This window comes from Paenibacillus sp. MER 99-2, from assembly GCF_023714095.1.
Taxonomy (GTDB): Bacteria; Bacillota; Bacilli; order Paenibacillales; family Paenibacillaceae; genus Paenibacillus.
The window spans coordinates 1,521,409-1,539,083 of sequence record NZ_JAMAUZ010000001.1 but is presented as its reverse complement, the minus strand read 5'-3'; the positions used below and the strand labels follow the sequence as shown (position 1 = coordinate 1,539,083).

Below are 17,675 nucleotides of genomic sequence, written 5' to 3'. Positions count from 1 at the left end.
ACATGTACCTCCTCAAATTTTAGAGAATATAAAGGTTCTATTTAAGCGGATATCTGATCTGAATGTTATGTACGGATTGTAATCCCTCGTAAAGTGCATGGTTATGGTCAGCGCCGACAATACATAGAATACGTGCGTTGGCATTGTCTTTGATTGCATTTTTGATCCGTTGCAGCATGAGTTCATGCCTGCATTCCCACCTCACCGCATGTGATCTTGTATCTAATTGAGCGATCCACTGATACTTAAGCTTCGTGACATCATCAAACGCTTGATTATTAAATGGGATTGTCCCTTGACTTGAAGCTGCAAGCTGTTTCTGCCACCAGTTCTCGAATTCATGTTCTAACTCTTCTTTTTGTGAATCAGTATAATTCCGCAGCGGATCAAAATCATTCCAGACATCTAATTCTACCCAATCGATGGGAACAAATGTATAGTTTTGCTCCTCGCATAATGGAAATATAAGATCATAATATTCGCTCGGAGGCTCACCCCAGTACCCCTTTTCTGCTGGATTGATCGTATATTTCTCAAAACTAGTAGGTAACACCTCGCCACATATGACGTCTGGATCAAAATCTAAAATCAACTCTTTTATAATATCCAGTGTTAAATGATGCCGAATTCGCAATTCATCATCGTGCACAACGCCTAATATCCCTACAACTGTCATACTACACATCCCCTTCAACACTTAGTATTAATGCCTTTTTTTCGTTTTACAGTAACAACATCCATACTTTGTATATCGTATCACATATATTATGTTATCTCTTAGATTTGGAGGTGGAGCAACTCTATCAATCCAGGATTCTCGTAAATACAGAATAAAAGTTTGGCCAACTCTAGTTCTGTGCCGATTCAAGTTGATTAACGAGTCTCAACTGCTCCGCTAGTCCGGGCTATGGACTGTTGAGATTGGGACAAACTCTCGTGTCATCACGACCTGTATCCTCATTTGGATTATATCAATAAAATAGTATAGATTGGAGGAATTATCATGGTTCGTACGCTCGATGCTCGTACTTCTCTGGGATCAAACGGTACTACTCCACTCAACATTAATCTGCCTGCCAATACGCCTACTCTCGTTGGTATCCTCGGACTCAATATTATCAATCCAGGACTATTAATTCGCACACAGTTTAATGGAACCTACCGAATTTCCGTGGCTAACTTATCCTCGATCCCTTCTGCCGTTCGATTTGAAATCTATAGAGGCTCCACGAATACAGGATCACCGATCTATGTCGTTCAAAATCCGATATTTCCTACGGTAGGAAGCATTATAGCCAGCTTTGAAGGTTCGGATTACAATGTGCCTGCTCCCCCATCAGGACAATTGATCTATTCCTGTTATGTAACATATGTTCCGGCTTCGCCATCAGAGATAGCCACCCGTGTAGGGCCAGAATGTTTCAATGCAGTCACATACAGTGATGATTAGGTCCTGCGAATGATGAATGAGAAAGGAGGGTGAACTATGGTTAGAACGTTAGATGCACGAACCTCCCAGGGCTCTAATGGGCTATACAGTTTAACTCCCAGCTTCACGAATGGAGTTCCAATCTTATTTGCACAGGTCGCACTTCAGGTTAATAACCCAGGCCCATTCGTGCGGACACTTTTCGGCGGAATCGTTGAATTAACGGCCAATGTGCTGCCTGTGAATGGTAATCTGGTGATTGAAGTATACCGAGGATTGGGTGCTGCTCAGCAGCTCGTTTATCGTGCAGGCACCATCGTGGTAGCGAATCAATTTTTCAGCCCATGTGTATTCAGTTTTACAGGCTCTGAGTATGATGTACCGACTGCGGGTAGTAGTCAGATCATTTACTCCGTATATGCTACGTTCAGCTATAATCCTGTGTATAATGTGAACGGTATTCGACTAGGACCTGAAAGCTTTAATGCAACACTCTACTCTGATGATTAGAAGATTCGCATCGACTTGGAATTTCCGTTTGAGTTAAACACAAAAACAGCCAGACACCTGGCTATACCTTCATTGTTAGTAGTATTTAACGAATGGGGTTCAGTCATAGGTTGATCGGCTGTTTTTGTTGTTATCTTGTTCCCTTGGTAACCGTTTAAGCTAACGAGTCACATAACATTGATATGTTGCTTAACTACATAATAATTGCTTAACTACATAATAATTACTTAACTCTCTGGGAGATGGGGTGATCTTCGTTCATTTCTAGTAGATCCCATAGATTACCGTATAAATCTTTGAATACTGCAACGATCCCGTAAGGTTGTTCTTTCGGTTCTCTAACAAACTCTATTCCTCTAGATACCATTTCATTATAATCTCTCCAAAAGTCGTCGGTATTTAAAAATAAAAATACGCGCCCACCCGTTTGGTTGCCAACAAACTGCTCTTGCACAGTTGTTGAAGCTCTAGCTAGTAATATCGTAGTCCCAACAGAACCAGGAGGAGAAATCACGACCCATCGTTTATCTTGCTCTGGTTGATACGTATCTTCAATTAATGTGAAATTCAACTTTTGAGTATAAAATTCTATCGCTTCATCGTAGTCATTAACCACCAATGCGATATGTATGATAGACTGAATCATTGCGTAATCTCCTCCATTTTAGGCACATAGCATATAAAAACTGTATAATTCGCTTCATTCTTTCAATATCTCATCGTAACTGCTAAATTCATTTTCTTAACAATATATCATTAATTGAATATCGCTTACTACCTATTAATGAAGCAAACTTGTTTGCTTTTTGGATTGATTCTCTGCTGAGATTAACCAGCATCAAAAGGTTTCTATCTTTACTTTCACAAATGTCTATGCTAAGATCACTTCCGATTCCTGTCTAATTTTGCGGAATAACAAGGTTAGAAGTATGATCGTTACGTCAGGAGGCGAATATGAAAAGAAAAGGAAGATTTAAAAAAATGATTATCTACATATCAAGCTTTATACTCTTCGTCATCGTTGCAGCGCTATTATTTATGCTACTTTACCCGAGCTTTGGCGGGAATCCATCCAAAGAACAAAAGAAAAGCTATGAGCAGCTTGAAAATTACACGAACGGCAAATTTGTGAATGAAGTAACCGGCAAATCTGACTTGGATTCCTGGAAAACCTTGTTTGAAGCTACAACAGATGGTGCGGGACGGAAAGAGAAGAAACCTTCCAGCCCACAGCCAGTTGTAGAGATCGATTGGAATACAATTAACAATAACGAAGACAGTATCACTTGGTTGGGGCATTCGACATACCTGTTAAGTGTCGATAACCGCAAAATGCTGGTCGATCCTATGTTGGAATCGGTAGCGTCTCCTGTGTCATTTGTAGGTTCGAAGCGATATCCGTATTCATCTGACATTTACAGCAACATTGTTTCTGAATTGCCCGCCATCGATGCGGTGTTAATCACACATGATCACTACGACCATTTAGATTACGCAACAGTTGTAGAACTAAAAGACAAGGTATCCCGCTTCATTGTACCGCTTGGCGTTAGTGGTCATCTAATACGCTGGGGAGTCCCAGCAAGTCAAATCACAGAATTAAACTGGTGGGACGAACTAGATTTTGAAGGAATCCATCTTGCGTTAGCGCCAGCCAGACATTTTTCTGGTCGAAGCTTGTTCAATATGAACAGTACGTTATGGGGAGGCTGGGTAATTTCAGGTACGGAGAATCGCTTGTTTATTAGTGGTGACGGTGGATATGGAGCACATTTCGAGGAGATTGGCCGGAAATATGGCCCTTTCAACCTAGCTGTCATTGAGGGTGGACAGTATGACAAGAGATGGTCTGATATTCACATGGTTCCTGAACAGTCCATTCAAGCTAGCCTGGACGTTAACAGCACCAAAATGATGCTTAGTCATTGGGGCGCATTTACTTTAGCCAGTCATGACTGGAGAGATCCAGTGCAACGAGCTATTAAAGCAGCAAAAGAAAAAGACGTCGATATTGTCGTTCCGCAAATAGGCGAAACCCTCTCGATCTCAGAACCTAAGCCTGCGTTGCCTTCCTGGTGGAATGACAATTCGGAGATTGACGGTTAAACAAATGGCAACAGAATTAACGGTATAGCCTTATAGATTACACCCCATTGTTTAAAGCAATTTTAAACCAATGGGGTGTTTTTGGATTCGTTTATTAATGCTCTGTTTCCCAATGAATCGTATAATCGGCATCAATCTTAGATCCGCTAAATAGTCCAATATCAAAACCACTACTAAAATCAAACCCCTTACTTACGTCAAAAATATCTAAGCTGCTCTGAATAGCACGTATACGCTCTTTACGATCAGCCTCCAGGTAATATAGTGCGTCCGCATAATGATGTTTCTGTAACATTAAAACTAAGTACATGGCATCTTCTAACGCAACCGAGCATCCATAGCCCGTATTCGGGTTGATGGTATGTGCAGCATCTCCGATGACAACCGCTCGTCCTTTAGACCAACTCGGAATCGGCTCCACGCAATATATTTGCTTCGGGATAATCTGAACCGAATTTTGAATGATCTCTGATAACGCTCCATGTTCACCATATTGCTGGATTAGATCTGATTTAATTTCATCCAGATTTCTGAAATCGAATTCCTCTTTTGAACGTTTTCTCTCCTGGTGTCCAGATGCTTGCCATGAGAGATTCAGTTCATGCGTGGGATGACTTTTGGAAGCAAGAAAATTCGCATTTTGTGTAAAATAAAACAGTTCATCGCCCTCCATCAGCTGACGGATCGGATCACTATTCATATCCTTGAATGAGGCGATTCCATACAATGCCCAGGATTTTGCATAACTCAACACATGACTAGGAAATAGCTGGTTTCTTACCGTTGAATGTAACCCATCTGCACCGACCAATAACGTCCCCGTCTCCTGATGACCATTTTCAAAGTATGCGGTGATGTTCGAAGCATCCTGGGTGAAGTAGGTAAGCTTTTTATTATAGTGTATCTCAACGCCAACCAATTCAGCTTGTCTCATCAGTATTTCAACCAAGTCAGACCGTTGCATGTATATAGATCGTCTGCTAAAAACAGAATCCTGCATCAGATTAATTGAGGCAATCTCTATGTCGTCAGTCGTTAAGATCCTCATGCGATCTGCAGAGTGACTGTTCTCTTGAACTTGGTCTTCTATGCCTAGCTCCTTCATTACGTGCACACCGCTCTTGTTAATACGGAAGCTAGATCCAGCTACTCTTTTGTAAGGAAAATTCTCATAGACCGCGCATTCAATGCCTGTCTTCTTTAAGAAAATTGCTAATGCAAGACCACTTATTCCTGCTCCGATAATGATGACTTTATGATTCATAACCTTCCTCCTCTTATTTTCACTAATTTGTTAGTAGGGCTGACTACTATGAAAATATGCATTAAAGGATAGATTTGTATTTGCTCCATCTGGAGAAATGTCATCACGACTTCATTTCTTTTCTATAGATTACATACATACTAATCACCACCTCTATTAAAATATAGTTTATTATATCTTTTGATAGTATAATATATCATAAATACACTCAAATCAAATTTCTAATTTTATTATCAGAGCGTGCTTCACTTCTCTTATCTTGTTCGCATGGCTGTAGCAATGTCTAACCTTCTATCCTTACGCCCACACAACAAAAAAACCGCGATCATGATGATCAGCGGTTTTAAGGCTACTAAAGTTTACGACATTTAAGTTTATTTATAATATAAATTCTAGCTTAGCTTTTCTTCTTCCTCGGCTGCCCTTTCCATGACAGGTATGTCCATATCCGTAGAATGTGTTCCACAGGACCGCTACGAAACCTCTTGAGATAAAGTGGACTAATCCACAATTGTAAACCATAGACTGCAAGGGCAATTAGCACACCTACAAATACGCCAGCACGGCCAAAGAGGCCTAGACCATAACCATAAAAAATCATCGTGCAGATGATGCTCTGCATTAGGTAGTTCGTTAAAGATAAACGACCCACGGCTTCGAACCTATTCAGCAGATTCACGCGGCTATCTCTCGTATATAATAGTGCAAAAGCGTAAATATAACCAAGGGCTAACAAAGAGCCCCCAATTGCTTCTCCGATCCCGATCGCGAACCATTCCTCTTCCCCACGAATGAGTTGCACGATTACGCTGTAGGCTTTGAGCACCAATCCGACAGGTATGAGCAGCTTAGCACGACGTATATAAACTTGTCGCATAGCTTGTGGATCGTCAAAGGTGCCTATTTTTGCGGCGTGCATACCTAGAAGAAACATCGGGATGGTCATAAGTGGAGTAAACACCAGCAGCAGCAGAATCATAGCCGGATTCAATTCATCGCCAAACGGATCACCATGATTATTGAAATCCTTAATCTCTGCATAACTGCCACTTCCGAAGACTTCCTTACTCTGTAAGACATAGCTTTCCATCTGAGAGGTTGGGTTGGCTAAAGGATTCATGGGATTGGAAGCTGGCAGACCCGATAAACCAGCTACAACCAATAGCATAATTGCCCAGATCAGTAATGTCTTCGGCTTTCGATTCAGAAACATTAATAAGAAGAAGCCAAGTACACCGTAAAACGCAAGGATGTCTCCTTCCCAGACATAATTCATATGTAACAATCCGATAACGAACAAGAGCAAAAAACGACGAGACAGATGACACTTTGGTCGTAATTCTCGGTATTGCAGGCTTTCTGTCAGTTTAATCATACCGAAGCCAAACATAAATGCAAAAATCGGCATGAAGCTGCCCACCACAGCAATCTTTAACAATGAGTAGACGGCTCGATCTAAGCCTTCAACACCGAACAATTGAAGTTCATTCTGACCATATACCCCGTATTGGAACGCCAACATATTGGCCATTAATATGCCAGCCAAACTAAAACCACGCAATCCATCAATGAGCCTGATGCGCGTTGGAGATGTATTCAATTCGCTCCCCCTATCTTTTTCCATATTAGTAAAAAAGTAACTCTAGCACATCTTTTCTAATGAGTCATCTTAACTTTTCATGCTGGAAAAGCACAAAAAAGGATGCTCCTTAGCGTGATGCTAGGACACATCCTATTTATACGTTGAACATACTTTCATTTTTCACTTTTTTCAATAATGAAGTTTACTCCCCTAAAAAGATAACTTCCGTCTCCAACTGCACATTAAATTTAGCGTACACCGTCTCTTTGATCAGGTTGATTAAATCTAAATAATCCTGAGCAGTAGCGTGATCCGCATTAATAATAAAACCCGCATGCTTCAATGAGATTTCCGCCCCGCCTATGCGAGTTCCTTGTAGGTTGCAGTCTTGAATGAGCTTTCCAACAAAATGACCCTCTGGACGTTTAAATACGCTACCACACGAAGGATATTCAAGAGGCTGTTTGGCTTCTCTCAACATCGTTAATTCCTTCATCTTCGCAGCAATAGCTTCTTTATCGCCCTTTTGCAGTTTAAAGGTAACCTCAAGAATAATGTATTCATTATCCTTAAAGATACTGTTACGATAACTCAGCTTCATCTCTTCACGAGACATCGTCATCCGCTGTCCATCTCGAGTAATGACATCAGCACTTTCGACCACATCATCCACCTGGCCACCATAAGCACCTGCATTCATGTAAATGGCCCCTCCTGTACTACCAGGGATTCCACATGCAAACTCTAGACCCGTGAAACCGTGTTCCAACGCGGCTCGTGAGACATCGATAATATTGGCACCGCTTTGAGCAATAATGGTGTCATCTTGTACTTTAATTTGATCAAAATGACTCAAAGACATGGTTACGCCTCGTATGCCCTTATCTTTTATGATTACATTCGACCCTTTTCCAATAATCGTGAGTGGGATCTGATGTGATTTGGCAATTTGTACAACGTTTACGATCTCTTCTGTCGATGTTGGATGGATCAGTGTATCCGCATAACCACCTACTTTTACATAAGTGTGGTCTTTCAAGGGTTCATTTGATCTAAGCTTTTCTCTAGGTATTACATTTTCAAAAATGTCCATATAACGTTCTCCCTACTACTAACTGGTTTTTTAGATGAGACTTTAAGCATTCTGTGTACATGTATAACAGCAACTGTATTCCCTCATATTTCAGTATGAAATTTTATTGATAAATATACCGCGATCATCGCAATTCATCTGAAGAAGTTTATGATCAAACCCACAGTCGCTTCTGCTCCAGCTACCAAAATAACACGATAAGTGTAATTACGCTATAACTATAAACATCGTATACATTCTGTAGTGGCATATTCATTATACAAAAATGTTTATAATACATAAAATGAAAATCTGATGATTGATTATTTCAGATGACGGTACCCAACAAAAGCAAAAAAGCCGCATTGCAGCGGCTTGTAAATAATTACACTTTTCACGTATGAAATTCAACACAACGAGTCCTATTTCCCGCTGAATACAGGGAAGTAACTATGCTCTCCATAATCCTTAATGTGTGCTACATTTTTAAGATTTTCCATATGCTCATCACTGATTACAAAATCAAGCTCGGCGTTCATTCTCATATGATCCGGGTTGGCTGTCTTCGGGATTACAACTAAACCAAGCTGGATACAGTAACGTAGACAGAGCTGCGCAACAGATACGCCGTACTTCTCAGACATCACTTTGACCTCTGGATGATGAAGAACGGCTCCGTGGGCAATCGGAGAATAAGCTTCAACCAGAATGTCATGTTGCTGACAGAATTCAATGAGCCCCAGAGGCGTATTGCTTACATGCGCCAAGATCTGGTTGACCATGGGCTTGATCTTACTGCTGGCAAGAATATTCTCGATATCATCCTGAAGAAAGTTAGAGAGGCCAATCGCTTTTACTTTGCCTGCTTCATATGCGTCCTCTAATGCTCTCCATACGTCTCTATTCTCATCAAAATAACGCTTCTGCTCGCGGAATTCCTTCCACGGCTGAGGGCTATGAATGATCATGAGATCAATGTAATCCAGTCCCATTTTGGCTAAAGATTCATCAATTGATTGCGTAGCCTCATCATACGTTTTGGCTTCAGCTATAATCTTCGTTGTAATGAACAGCTCTTCTCTTGCGACACCAGCGGCTCGAATACCTTCCCCTACACCCGTCTCATTGTTATATGCCTGAGCTGTATCAATATGACGATACCCGATCGATATCGCGTCATGCACAGCCTGCTGAGCTTGTTCATCATTAAGTAGCCAGGTACCAAGTCCTAATTGAGGAATGGTTAAACCGTTGGATAGTTGGAACGTTTCTGTGTACATATCATATTCTCCTTTTCTAGATGATCCTTACTCGCTTGCATCAGCTATAATGAATTAATTCAAATCAGTTTGTTTAATCGACTCACGTCTATTATTATATAAGTTAGATTCTCACGTTCAATAGTTAAAGTATTGGGATCTGTCGATTTATTAACACATTCATGAAAGATGTTCATTATCTATATTACTATGAAGTATCAACTATAAATCTCGCTGAGATTATTCTGGGTACGCCCTATGGAATGACTAAAAGGAGAACAACATGGACATTCGAGTATTACGCTATTTTCTAGCCATCGCAAGAGAAGGCAATATGACGAAGGCAGCCACACTACTTCACCTGACACAGCCTACTCTCTCCAGACAGATCAAGGAACTTGAGATGCAACTGGGAAAGAAACTATTCGTCCGAAGCAGTCACAGTATCCTTCTTACAGAGGAGGGGCAGCTACTCCGCAAAAGAGCCGAAGAAATCGTGGATATGATGGAAAAGCTAGAGTCCGAATTTCAATCCATGGAAGAAACGATTCGTGGAGACGTCTACATTGGCGGCGGTGAGACTGATGCCATGAAGCAAATTGCACGGATCGTGCGGAAGATACAGGCTTCCTATCCCGAAATTCGATACCATCTCTATAGTGGGAACGAAGAAGATGTTACCGAGAGACTGGATAAAGGTTTAATCGACTTTGGAATCTTAATACAACCAGCTGATCTATCCAAATACAACTATGTCAATATTCCGGCCAAGGATGTCTGGGGTGTAGTCATGAGAAAAGACAGCCCTCTGGCTGAGAAATCGATCATCCAAGTGGAAGACCTACTGGATTTACCCCTCATCTGCTCACGTCAGGCGATGAAACAGACCTTTACTACCAATGAATTCCGCAACTGGTTTGGTGATCATTTCGATAAGCTTAACGTGGTCACTACGTTTAATCTTGCTTATAACGCAGCGATTATGGTCGAAGAAGGTGTCGGTTACGCCATAACACTACATAAGATTGTGAACACCTCTTCAGACAGTAATCTATGCTTTAGACCATTAGAGCCTAAGCTTGAATCTGGTTTAAATATCGTGTGGAAAAAACATCAACTATTCTCCGCTGCCGCTGAACAATTTCTTGAAGAAATACAGGCAAGCTTCTCAGAATCTTAATGTGAGACAACATAGAATAACCACCCCGTCCGTATTTGCGTTCAGCGAGGTGGTTCACTGTTTTATAATGAAGCCGATCTATGCGCGACTGAGCTCTTCAAGGTACTTCTGATCACAATCATCACCAATCCTAGTACAACGCTAAGGATACCGACCAGTATGATGTATTTTACACCCATCGTGGAGATCAATACGCCCCCAAGAGCTGACCCTACAGTAGTACCCACATTACATGAGGTTACAAATAAACCATTAGCAAAATCAGGTGCCTCAAGCGCCACGGATGAGATCAGGTATTGATTCACATTGGCCATAATTCCACCAGCCAGGATTCCCCATACAATGGTCAGCAACATCACAGGTACTTGATACTCACCAATGGTGAATAGTACGACATAAACTACGCCCAACAAAAGTGGGAACAACAAGATCGACTTTGCGGGATAATCTGTCAGTACTTTACCAGCGATAATGTTCCCAAGCATATTAGCCCCACCAAATAGTAAAAGCGTCGTGCTAGTCCATTGTGCCGTCATCTGCGTCACTGTGTATAAATATTCGGATACATAACTGTACACGCCAAATACAGATGCATTTAGCAACAACACTGCGAACATCGAAACCCATAATACAGGTCTTCTCAGCACCGAAAATTGAGCACCATACGACTGTTTTTCCTTCACAGGCATAGAAGGTACAAATATCAATGTAGCCACAAATACAATTATATTTACGATTGCAATAAACGTCATCGCCATTTCATATGAGAACGCCGTATCAATAAAACTTACGATCGGTACACCAGCTACCATGCCGGCTGAAACTCCGATAAATACTTTGGCTACCGCTTTTGGCGCTTCTTCTGGACTGACAGATGATCCTGCAACAGTAAATGCCAGTGACATATAAATCGGGTGGAACAAAGCCGGTATAATCCGGGCGATCAGCAACACTGTAAAGCTCGAAGTGAATATGGACACTATATTTCCTATCACGAAAATACCTAACACGAGCAACATCACGTTTCTACGGTTCATGCCGGAGAATACTAACGGTAGAATTGGGCCAGAGATAGCAATACCTAGTGCAAATAAACTTACAAGCAAGCCCGCTTGTGTAACACTCACACCAAAATTCTCAGCAATGGTAGGTAATATGCCTATAACCCCCATCTCCGTGTTCAGTATCCCAAAAACACCTACGGTAAGTATAAATATTAATAATTTATTATTTCTAAGCAAAAAAATCTCTCCTGTCGTTATTGTAAAATTGTTAAATCAGGCGATTAGCCACCCCTTCTATCCAATACAGTGAAATAGCATGAAAATTATTTGTAACATTTCACTTGTTTTCAAAAATGGCAGCTCAAAACCGAGCCGAGTTCCTCTCCCCCCAGCTAAAGTACTCATTATAAGCAGACATCAACCTTCAAAACTTAATAAAGTGATCAGCATGTATGATGGAAGTATCTTGTTATGCATTCGTTGCTGTACAGCCGAATAACGTACCTCCTGTATATCTATTTTATGTGTTATATCAAATATTTCAAATACCTATAACTGATTTCATGAAATACCTCATAAGCATTTCACACCTATTGAAATGGTTCATTAATTTGAAAGATTCGCAGAGTTCACTGACGAGGTAGATCCAGCTACAAAAAAAGACCTCCTTGTAGATCATCATTAGCCACGCTAATTCATGCGTAAACTTGTGATATGCAAGCAGATCATTTTTATAAACGTTCAATCACTATGATTAATTCTTCAAAAAGGAAACACGAATCCAGTCCGATATGCTGGAAAGGTTCAGATTATCTTTTAATGACTCATCAACTTCGTTAAATGTAGGAAGCTTGTCGATATTACTGCTTATCCATTGATAAAGTCCCTTAAGTCCTTCTGCATTTTGTGATCCTAACATTGGACTAATTGCTGCCTCAAAGTGTTCAAAAGGCAGGGAAACAAATTGAATCTCTTGACCCAGCACTTCGCTGAATTTCGCTGCGATTTCATTCCCCGTGTAGGCTTCGAGACCAGGAGCAGCGTAAATGCTTCCCGCTAATTCAGGATGAGTCAGTGCATACACATGATACTGCGCAGCATCATCTAAGCTAATCCAGCTTATTTTTTGATCTGCAGGCACTGGATAAGCCAATACTCCTTCGTTTAGCACGCCAGGGATCATGAAGTTCTCCAGATAAACGATAGGCTCAACAATGATGTAAGGCAGCCCACTTTTCTTAACATCTTCAATTAATTGCCGATTGAGCTCTACGGCTAGTGTATTTGTTGTATCATCTTGAGGGACAAATCCACCAGTGTTTACAACAAGCAATTCTACTTTTGCGTTAACCGCTGCTTCAATAGCATTATCAATATAGGTTTGAACTTTGGCTGAATCAAACTCAACGGGAATGTTTAAGAACACACGATCTACGTCTGCGTGAGCTTGAGCCAGAACTTTAGTATCTGACATGTCGCCTACTACAGCTTCAATCCCTCTACTCTGTAGACGATCTGCTGCTTCAGGGTTACGTGTAATGCTTCTTACCTTCTTGCCACTTGCAAGCAAACGATTCGCCACCGCTCCGCCTTGTGCTCCCGATGCGCCATATACTAAATAAAGATGGTTTTGTTTCATTATGGTGAGTCCCCTTCGTGGTCAAATTAGCATTGAACCATTAGACTTTCTAATGATACTATCAATATAGCAAATCCAATTAGACCGCATAAGTACGCACATTTGAGATATTAAGTATCCCATAAGATACTTAAGGAGGGACAAAATGAAACAGCACGTTAACGCTTCTGATGACCGATGTCCAGTCGAGGCTAGTATTAATTTGATCGGTGGTAAGTGGAAAATCTTGATCTTGTATCACTTGATCTCGGATACGTCGAAACGATTTAATGAACTTCAGAAAACACTTTCAACCATTACTCACAGAACACTAACACGACAATTGCGTGAGCTTGAGGAAGATCGTCTGATCCGCCGGATCATCCATCCTGAAGTTCCACCCAAAGTTGAATATATGTTAACAGATACGGGTAAAAGCTTGGTGCCAATCCTCATGCAATTGCAGAACTGGGGAACGAATTATTTACAAAACTCGGACGTAGATAAAGCGTAATTTTTAAAATTCTCCAAGATTTTCAACATATGTGCTTACTCTCTAGACATTACTAACATTTAAATGCAAAGTGAAAAGGAGCAGTCCGCTGGCTAGCAGATTGCTCCTTTTTTGTACCAGTTAGATTCTAGGTTAAATACTTGGTAAGATGCCAAACCCCGAAATTCACAAGTTATTTCTCCTGTTTAGCTGTGCCAGTAGGATCATTCAAACCAAGGTGGTAGGAGATTTCTCTTGCGGTCTCTAAGATTTTATCAATGGTTCCTTGTTTATTTTCCTCCTTATAGAGGCTTAGTGGAATTGCACAGATGATACTCCCCACAACCTGATTCGTTGCATCAAATATGGGTGCACCGAAACCGATGGATTCGTTCTTGCGTTCACTGAAGGTATATGAATATCCCACACTTCTTATTTTCTCCACATCAGACCAGATATGCTGTACATCCGTGGGTTGAACTTCTTCTTGTTCAAGAACCTCTCCAATCTTCTCATCGGACAAAAAGGCCAAAATCGCCTTACCACTCGCGCCAATGTGAATCGGCTGAAGAACGCCTAATTCTAGGCGGTATTGAAGTATATTTGAGCTATGAATGCCCAAAATAAAGGATAACTTCCGATATTGCTCCTGATACTGTGCCAAATATACCGACTGTCCGACGTCTTGAGACAACTTCTTCAGATAAGGTTCAGCCACGGATTTTAATCCGAAGTTAGCACTGATAAAGGAAGAAAGCCTAACCCACTCGTTCCCAATCGTATATTTATTGGTCTCCGGAATGAGTTGTAAAATGTTCTCTTCTCTTAATGTCTTCAAGATGCGATGAATGGAACTTGGTGGGCTATTCAAATAACGCGCTAGGTCGTTAACGCCCCAAACAGCCTGTTGATCAATAAAAGCTTTCATAATCGTTAGTGTTTTTAAAGTTACGTTTGATTTGTTTGTCATTAAATTGCACCCTTCTTCATTTACGATCCTATCTTGATTATAATGTAAGCGTGTGCTATGATTCCAATCATATAACACATCCGTTCCACATTCAAGAATAACATTCCACTATTCGGAATGATTTTTTTATTCCACAATAGTTGAATGGTATTCCGAATAGTGGAATGATCATCGACGGATGAATAACATCAGGGGGAAAAGTATGAAACTTCATTATGCTTGGATTATTTTTATCGGTTGCTGCATTATCTCGTTTGTTGGTTTTGGCTTAACGATCAATACCGCGGGTTTGTTTTGGGGTGGAATGAGCGAGGACTTAAATTTGACACGTGCTGAAATCGCTCTCAATGCTACTTTCAATGGTATTGCAGGTGCCGTATCATTATTATTTGCGGGTACGGTTTTTAAGAAGATCAACACTAAACTTTTACTCAGCCTCTCCTTTGGTCTAACCGGACTCTGCTTCATTGCTTGCTCTTTCATTCAGACCATTGGTCCGTTCTATGGTATCAAGGTGATCTTAGGTGTCGTTCAGAATATATCCATCGTGATATCCATTCCCATTTTGCTCGGAAACTGGTTCGAGAAGAAACTGGGCATGTTATTCGGTATCACAGGTGCGTTAACCGCGGTAGGCGGCTCGTTCTTTAACCCATTGATCAGCCACTTCATTCTGGAATATGGCTGGAGAACCACATACGTTATCGTTGGTGTGATCTGCCTTGTTGTGCTTTTACCAGTTGCACTTCTTATGAAATTCAAACCGGAAAATGGAATGCTTCCATATGGTGCAGAGAGCACTGTTGCAACCACTACATCGGGTCAAGCACCACAAGCCGCCGTCTTGAAAGGGTTTACGGTGAAAGATGCAATTCGTACGCCAATGTTCTACTGTTTTATCATAGCCATTATTTGTTTCCAATCCGCAGGATCGTTGGCACAGCATGTTCCGGCACTAATTCAAAGTCTTAACTTCAGCTTACAAGTGGGCGCAAGTGTAATGTCTGCCCTTCTCATTGGAGCTGCAGCAGGTAAATTGTTGATGGGATTCATGCTAGACCATGTTAAACCAACGGTTGTTCTACTTATCTTTACGATTGTTGGAGCTTCTGGATGGTATAGTACCGGCGTGTTCAACGACACAGTATTCCTAAATGGTTCTGGATTCTTTAGCGGTATGGGACAAGCAATCGTACTCACTGCGATTCCTTTGTTAATTCGAGGATCTTTTGGATCGAAAGATTACAGTCAGATTCTCTCCATTATTCTCATGTTCGGCGCATTCTCAAACGCGATTTCCGTATATGTACACGGTTCCATCTTTGATCACACAAGTTCCTACTCTGCTTCTCTGATCTTAAACGTCACGACTTATGTGATCGGATTCCTTTGTCTAATCTTTGCAATTAAAATGAGCAATAAAATGAAAACGATATAATGAATTACGTTATAGGAAGGTGCTAGACGATGAAAGCATTCCACATTCAACCCCAATTCGAAGGTATAGCTTCAACTATAGAACAGGAAAACGCTGCGGGCGAGTTCGACATCCATGGTGTAAGCGAACTAATGGTACCTATGCGAGATGGCGTTCATCTCCATACACGAGTATATCTGCCGAACCAAGGTGAGACGTGGCCATGCATTTTGGTTCGTAACCCTTATCCCAACAATCAAGCAATACTTGAAGCAAGCTACACTCATTTTGTAAAGCATGGCTATGTTCTAGTTATTCAATCCTGTAGAGGAACCGGTCTTTCTGAGGGTGAATGGTCTCCCTTTGTAAATGAACGTGAAGATGGCATTGATACATTAGATTGGCTTGTTAAACAAAGCTTCCAGGATGGAAACATAGCGCTATTTGGTCAATCCTACTGTTCGTTTACCACATGGATCATCGCTGATTCTTTTCCTAAAGAAGTCAAAACGGTCTTTCTGGATCTCTTTGGAGTGGATCGGTATGGACAAATGTATATGAACGGCATGTTCCGTCATGATATCTATACGTCTTGGGCTTTTGCCAATTCCGGAATCGAAACGTCCTCAGATCCAGGTAAGCTATATCAAGAGGCGTTGCACGTTATACCTCATGAACAAGCTGATGAGAAGCTCTTCGGAAGTAAGATGCCTTTTTATCAGAGCTATATTTCAGAGACTGACCGAAATTCAGCGTATTGGCAACAAGGGTTATGGTCCGATCTCCTTCACATGCCTTCCAAGATTGATATACCGGTCTTCATGGTAGAAGGTTGGTTTGACCATCATCTAGAAGGAGCGTTCAAGGGGTATGATCTGCTTCCCGATCCCGTCAAAAGTAAGAGTAGATTGGTTGTTGGTCCTTGGGATCATGTGGGGAATTCACCGGGTGAACGTGCTTATCCTGAATCCAATCTGTTAGGTTCGTTTCGAATTAAAGCTGCTCTTGAATGGTTTGATATGCATCTTAAAGGGCAGGAATATACATTTCCTTCTGTCTCCTATTACCGGATTGGTTCTTCTCGCTGGGAGGAAAGGGATACGACAGTGAACGGGTCACATCCATGGCGTTTGTATTTTGCGAATGACTTGGAGAAAAAACTAACGGAGACGCTATGCGTTTCTTCTCCTGTACAATACGTATATGATCCTAACTCACCTGTCCCCACCCATGGCGGGAGTGCTCTGCTTGCTTGGATTATGCCTTCATTCAACGGTGCGCCGCATGGCAGTCTATCCCAACCCGAGTATGCAGAACGTCAGGATATCATTCAATTCGACTCTCCCGTGCTGGATAAAGGGAAATCGATTACGGGTGGTATTAAGGTGAGCCTAGAGGTTAGCAGTGATGTTGAGGATACTGCGTTTAGCGTGAAAATTTGTGAAGTATTTCCTGATGGTCGCAGCTTTAATATCGTGGATGGTATTACCTCTTTAAGTTACCGGAATAACAGCGATACTCCGATAAGTTACACTCCGAATCAACCCGTTCAGATCATCATAGAGATGTGGCCAACGGCATGGGAGATTCAACCTGGTTCATTTATTCGGGCAGAAGTTTCATCTTCTAACTTTCCCGCCTATCATGTACATGCAAATGTCAAAGGTCCATGGGCATCTATGAAGGAATATCGCGTTGCGACCCAAACCATATATACGGGTTCTGATCGTCATAGTTATATTGATTTTCCCGAATAAATGGATGAATTTTA

16 protein-coding genes are annotated in these 17,675 nt (G+C 41.3%); 7 read left to right on the top strand and 9 right to left on the bottom strand.

What is annotated here, in order from left to right; genetic code table 11:
• Positions 1 to 37 precede the first annotated feature (37 nt).
• Positions 38 to 676, bottom strand: a complete 639-nt coding sequence (locus tag M3636_RS06945; RefSeq protein WP_251381745.1) for a hypothetical protein — start codon at positions 674 to 676, stop codon at positions 38 to 40.
• Positions 677 to 1,003: 327 nt separating this feature from the next.
• Between M3636_RS06945 and M3636_RS06940 the strand changes: the two genes are divergently transcribed.
• Positions 1,004 to 1,450 (top strand): hypothetical protein, encoded by a 447-nt coding sequence (locus tag M3636_RS06940; protein ID WP_145407606.1) that lies wholly within the window; start codon positions 1,004 to 1,006, stop codon positions 1,448 to 1,450.
• Positions 1,451 to 1,486: 36 nt separating this feature from the next.
• Positions 1,487 to 1,939 (top strand): hypothetical protein, encoded by a 453-nt coding sequence (locus M3636_RS06935; protein WP_251381743.1) that lies wholly within the window; start codon positions 1,487 to 1,489, stop codon positions 1,937 to 1,939.
• 223 nt (positions 1,940 to 2,162) lie between these two features.
• Here M3636_RS06935 and M3636_RS06930 read toward each other — a convergent pair whose 3' ends face one another.
• The gene (locus M3636_RS06930; RefSeq protein ID WP_251381741.1) at positions 2,163 to 2,585 is read right to left on the bottom strand and encodes a VOC family protein; all 423 of its coding nucleotides are present in this window, start codon (positions 2,583 to 2,585) and stop codon (positions 2,163 to 2,165) included.
• Between the two features lie 308 nt (positions 2,586 to 2,893).
• On the opposite strand from M3636_RS06930, the gene M3636_RS06925 reads away from it, so the two are divergent.
• Positions 2,894 to 4,045: an MBL fold metallo-hydrolase gene (locus tag M3636_RS06925; protein WP_251381739.1), complete on the top strand. Its 1,152-nt coding sequence runs from the start codon at positions 2,894 to 2,896 to the stop codon at positions 4,043 to 4,045.
• Positions 4,046 to 4,139: 94 nt separating this feature from the next.
• Here M3636_RS06925 and M3636_RS06920 read toward each other — a convergent pair whose 3' ends face one another.
• The 4 genes from M3636_RS06920 to M3636_RS06905 form a co-directional block, all read right to left on the bottom strand.
• Positions 4,140 to 5,309, bottom strand: coding sequence for an FAD-dependent oxidoreductase (locus tag M3636_RS06920; protein ID WP_251381737.1), 1,170 nt, complete (start codon positions 5,307 to 5,309; stop codon positions 4,140 to 4,142).
• A 397-nt stretch (positions 5,310 to 5,706) separates the two neighbouring features.
• Positions 5,707 to 6,909 (bottom strand): DUF418 domain-containing protein, encoded by a 1,203-nt coding sequence (locus tag M3636_RS06915; RefSeq protein WP_251381735.1) that lies wholly within the window; start codon positions 6,907 to 6,909, stop codon positions 5,707 to 5,709.
• Positions 6,910 to 7,093: 184 nt separating this feature from the next.
• The gene (murB, locus tag M3636_RS06910) at positions 7,094 to 7,984 is read right to left on the bottom strand and encodes a UDP-N-acetylmuramate dehydrogenase (protein ID WP_251381734.1); all 891 of its coding nucleotides are present in this window, start codon (positions 7,982 to 7,984) and stop codon (positions 7,094 to 7,096) included.
• Between the two features lie 401 nt (positions 7,985 to 8,385).
• Positions 8,386 to 9,243: an aldo/keto reductase gene (locus M3636_RS06905; RefSeq protein ID WP_251381732.1), complete on the bottom strand. Its 858-nt coding sequence runs from the start codon at positions 9,241 to 9,243 to the stop codon at positions 8,386 to 8,388.
• A gap of 262 nt (positions 9,244 to 9,505) precedes the next feature.
• On the opposite strand from M3636_RS06905, the gene M3636_RS06900 reads away from it, so the two are divergent.
• Positions 9,506 to 10,402 (top strand): LysR family transcriptional regulator, encoded by an 897-nt coding sequence (locus M3636_RS06900; RefSeq protein WP_251381730.1) that lies wholly within the window; start codon positions 9,506 to 9,508, stop codon positions 10,400 to 10,402.
• A 62-nt stretch (positions 10,403 to 10,464) separates the two neighbouring features.
• Here M3636_RS06900 and M3636_RS06895 read toward each other — a convergent pair whose 3' ends face one another.
• Together M3636_RS06895 and M3636_RS06890 are read right to left on the bottom strand one after the other, a co-directional pair.
• Complete coding sequence (locus tag M3636_RS06895; RefSeq protein ID WP_251381728.1) at positions 10,465 to 11,643, bottom strand: MFS transporter; 1,179 nt, start codon at positions 11,641 to 11,643, stop codon at positions 10,465 to 10,467.
• Positions 11,644 to 12,160: 517 nt separating this feature from the next.
• Positions 12,161 to 13,045 carry an SDR family oxidoreductase gene (locus M3636_RS06890; protein ID WP_251381726.1) on the bottom strand — a complete coding sequence of 295 codons (885 nt, stop codon included), beginning with the start codon at positions 13,043 to 13,045 and terminating at the stop codon, positions 12,161 to 12,163.
• A gap of 145 nt (positions 13,046 to 13,190) precedes the next feature.
• Here M3636_RS06890 and M3636_RS06885 point away from each other — a divergent pair, with 145 nt between their 5' ends.
• Positions 13,191 to 13,538: a winged helix-turn-helix transcriptional regulator gene (locus M3636_RS06885; RefSeq protein ID WP_251381725.1), complete on the top strand. Its 348-nt coding sequence runs from the start codon at positions 13,191 to 13,193 to the stop codon at positions 13,536 to 13,538.
• A 172-nt stretch (positions 13,539 to 13,710) separates the two neighbouring features.
• Here the strand turns inward: M3636_RS06885 and M3636_RS06880 are convergent, their stop codons facing one another.
• Positions 13,711 to 14,487, bottom strand: coding sequence for an IclR family transcriptional regulator (locus M3636_RS06880; RefSeq protein WP_251381723.1), 777 nt, complete (start codon positions 14,485 to 14,487; stop codon positions 13,711 to 13,713).
• A gap of 202 nt (positions 14,488 to 14,689) precedes the next feature.
• On the opposite strand from M3636_RS06880, the gene M3636_RS06875 reads away from it, so the two are divergent.
• The gene (locus M3636_RS06875; RefSeq protein WP_251381721.1) at positions 14,690 to 15,925 is read left to right on the top strand and encodes an MFS transporter; all 1,236 of its coding nucleotides are present in this window, start codon (positions 14,690 to 14,692) and stop codon (positions 15,923 to 15,925) included.
• Between the two features lie 29 nt (positions 15,926 to 15,954).
• Positions 15,955 to 17,661: a CocE/NonD family hydrolase gene (locus M3636_RS06870; RefSeq protein ID WP_251381719.1), complete on the top strand. Its 1,707-nt coding sequence runs from the start codon at positions 15,955 to 15,957 to the stop codon at positions 17,659 to 17,661.
• Positions 17,662 to 17,675: the final 14 nt, after the last annotated feature.

Coding starts and splice junctions, on each gene's coding strand:
- M3636_RS06945 (WP_251381745.1), bottom strand. CDS start 676: ATGACAGTTGTAGGGATATTAGGCGTTGTGCACGATGATGAATTGCGA.
- M3636_RS06940 (WP_145407606.1), top strand. CDS start 1,004: ATGGTTCGTACGCTCGATGCTCGTACTTCTCTGGGATCAAACGGTACT.
- M3636_RS06935 (WP_251381743.1), top strand. CDS start 1,487: ATGGTTAGAACGTTAGATGCACGAACCTCCCAGGGCTCTAATGGGCTA.
- M3636_RS06930 (WP_251381741.1), bottom strand. CDS start 2,585: ATGATTCAGTCTATCATACATATCGCATTGGTGGTTAATGACTACGAT.
- M3636_RS06925 (WP_251381739.1), top strand. CDS start 2,894: ATGAAAAGAAAAGGAAGATTTAAAAAAATGATTATCTACATATCAAGC.
- M3636_RS06920 (WP_251381737.1), bottom strand. CDS start 5,309: ATGAATCATAAAGTCATCATTATCGGAGCAGGAATAAGTGGTCTTGCA.
- murB (WP_251381734.1), bottom strand. CDS start 7,984: ATGGACATTTTTGAAAATGTAATACCTAGAGAAAAGCTTAGATCAAAT.
- M3636_RS06905 (WP_251381732.1), bottom strand. CDS start 9,243: ATGTACACAGAAACGTTCCAACTATCCAACGGTTTAACCATTCCTCAA.
- M3636_RS06900 (WP_251381730.1), top strand. CDS start 9,506: ATGGACATTCGAGTATTACGCTATTTTCTAGCCATCGCAAGAGAAGGC.
- M3636_RS06890 (WP_251381726.1), bottom strand. CDS start 13,045: ATGAAACAAAACCATCTTTATTTAGTATATGGCGCATCGGGAGCACAA.
- M3636_RS06885 (WP_251381725.1), top strand. CDS start 13,191: ATGAAACAGCACGTTAACGCTTCTGATGACCGATGTCCAGTCGAGGCT.
- M3636_RS06880 (WP_251381723.1), bottom strand. CDS start 14,487: ATGACAAACAAATCAAACGTAACTTTAAAAACACTAACGATTATGAAA.
- M3636_RS06875 (WP_251381721.1), top strand. CDS start 14,690: ATGAAACTTCATTATGCTTGGATTATTTTTATCGGTTGCTGCATTATC.
- M3636_RS06870 (WP_251381719.1), top strand. CDS start 15,955: ATGAAAGCATTCCACATTCAACCCCAATTCGAAGGTATAGCTTCAACT.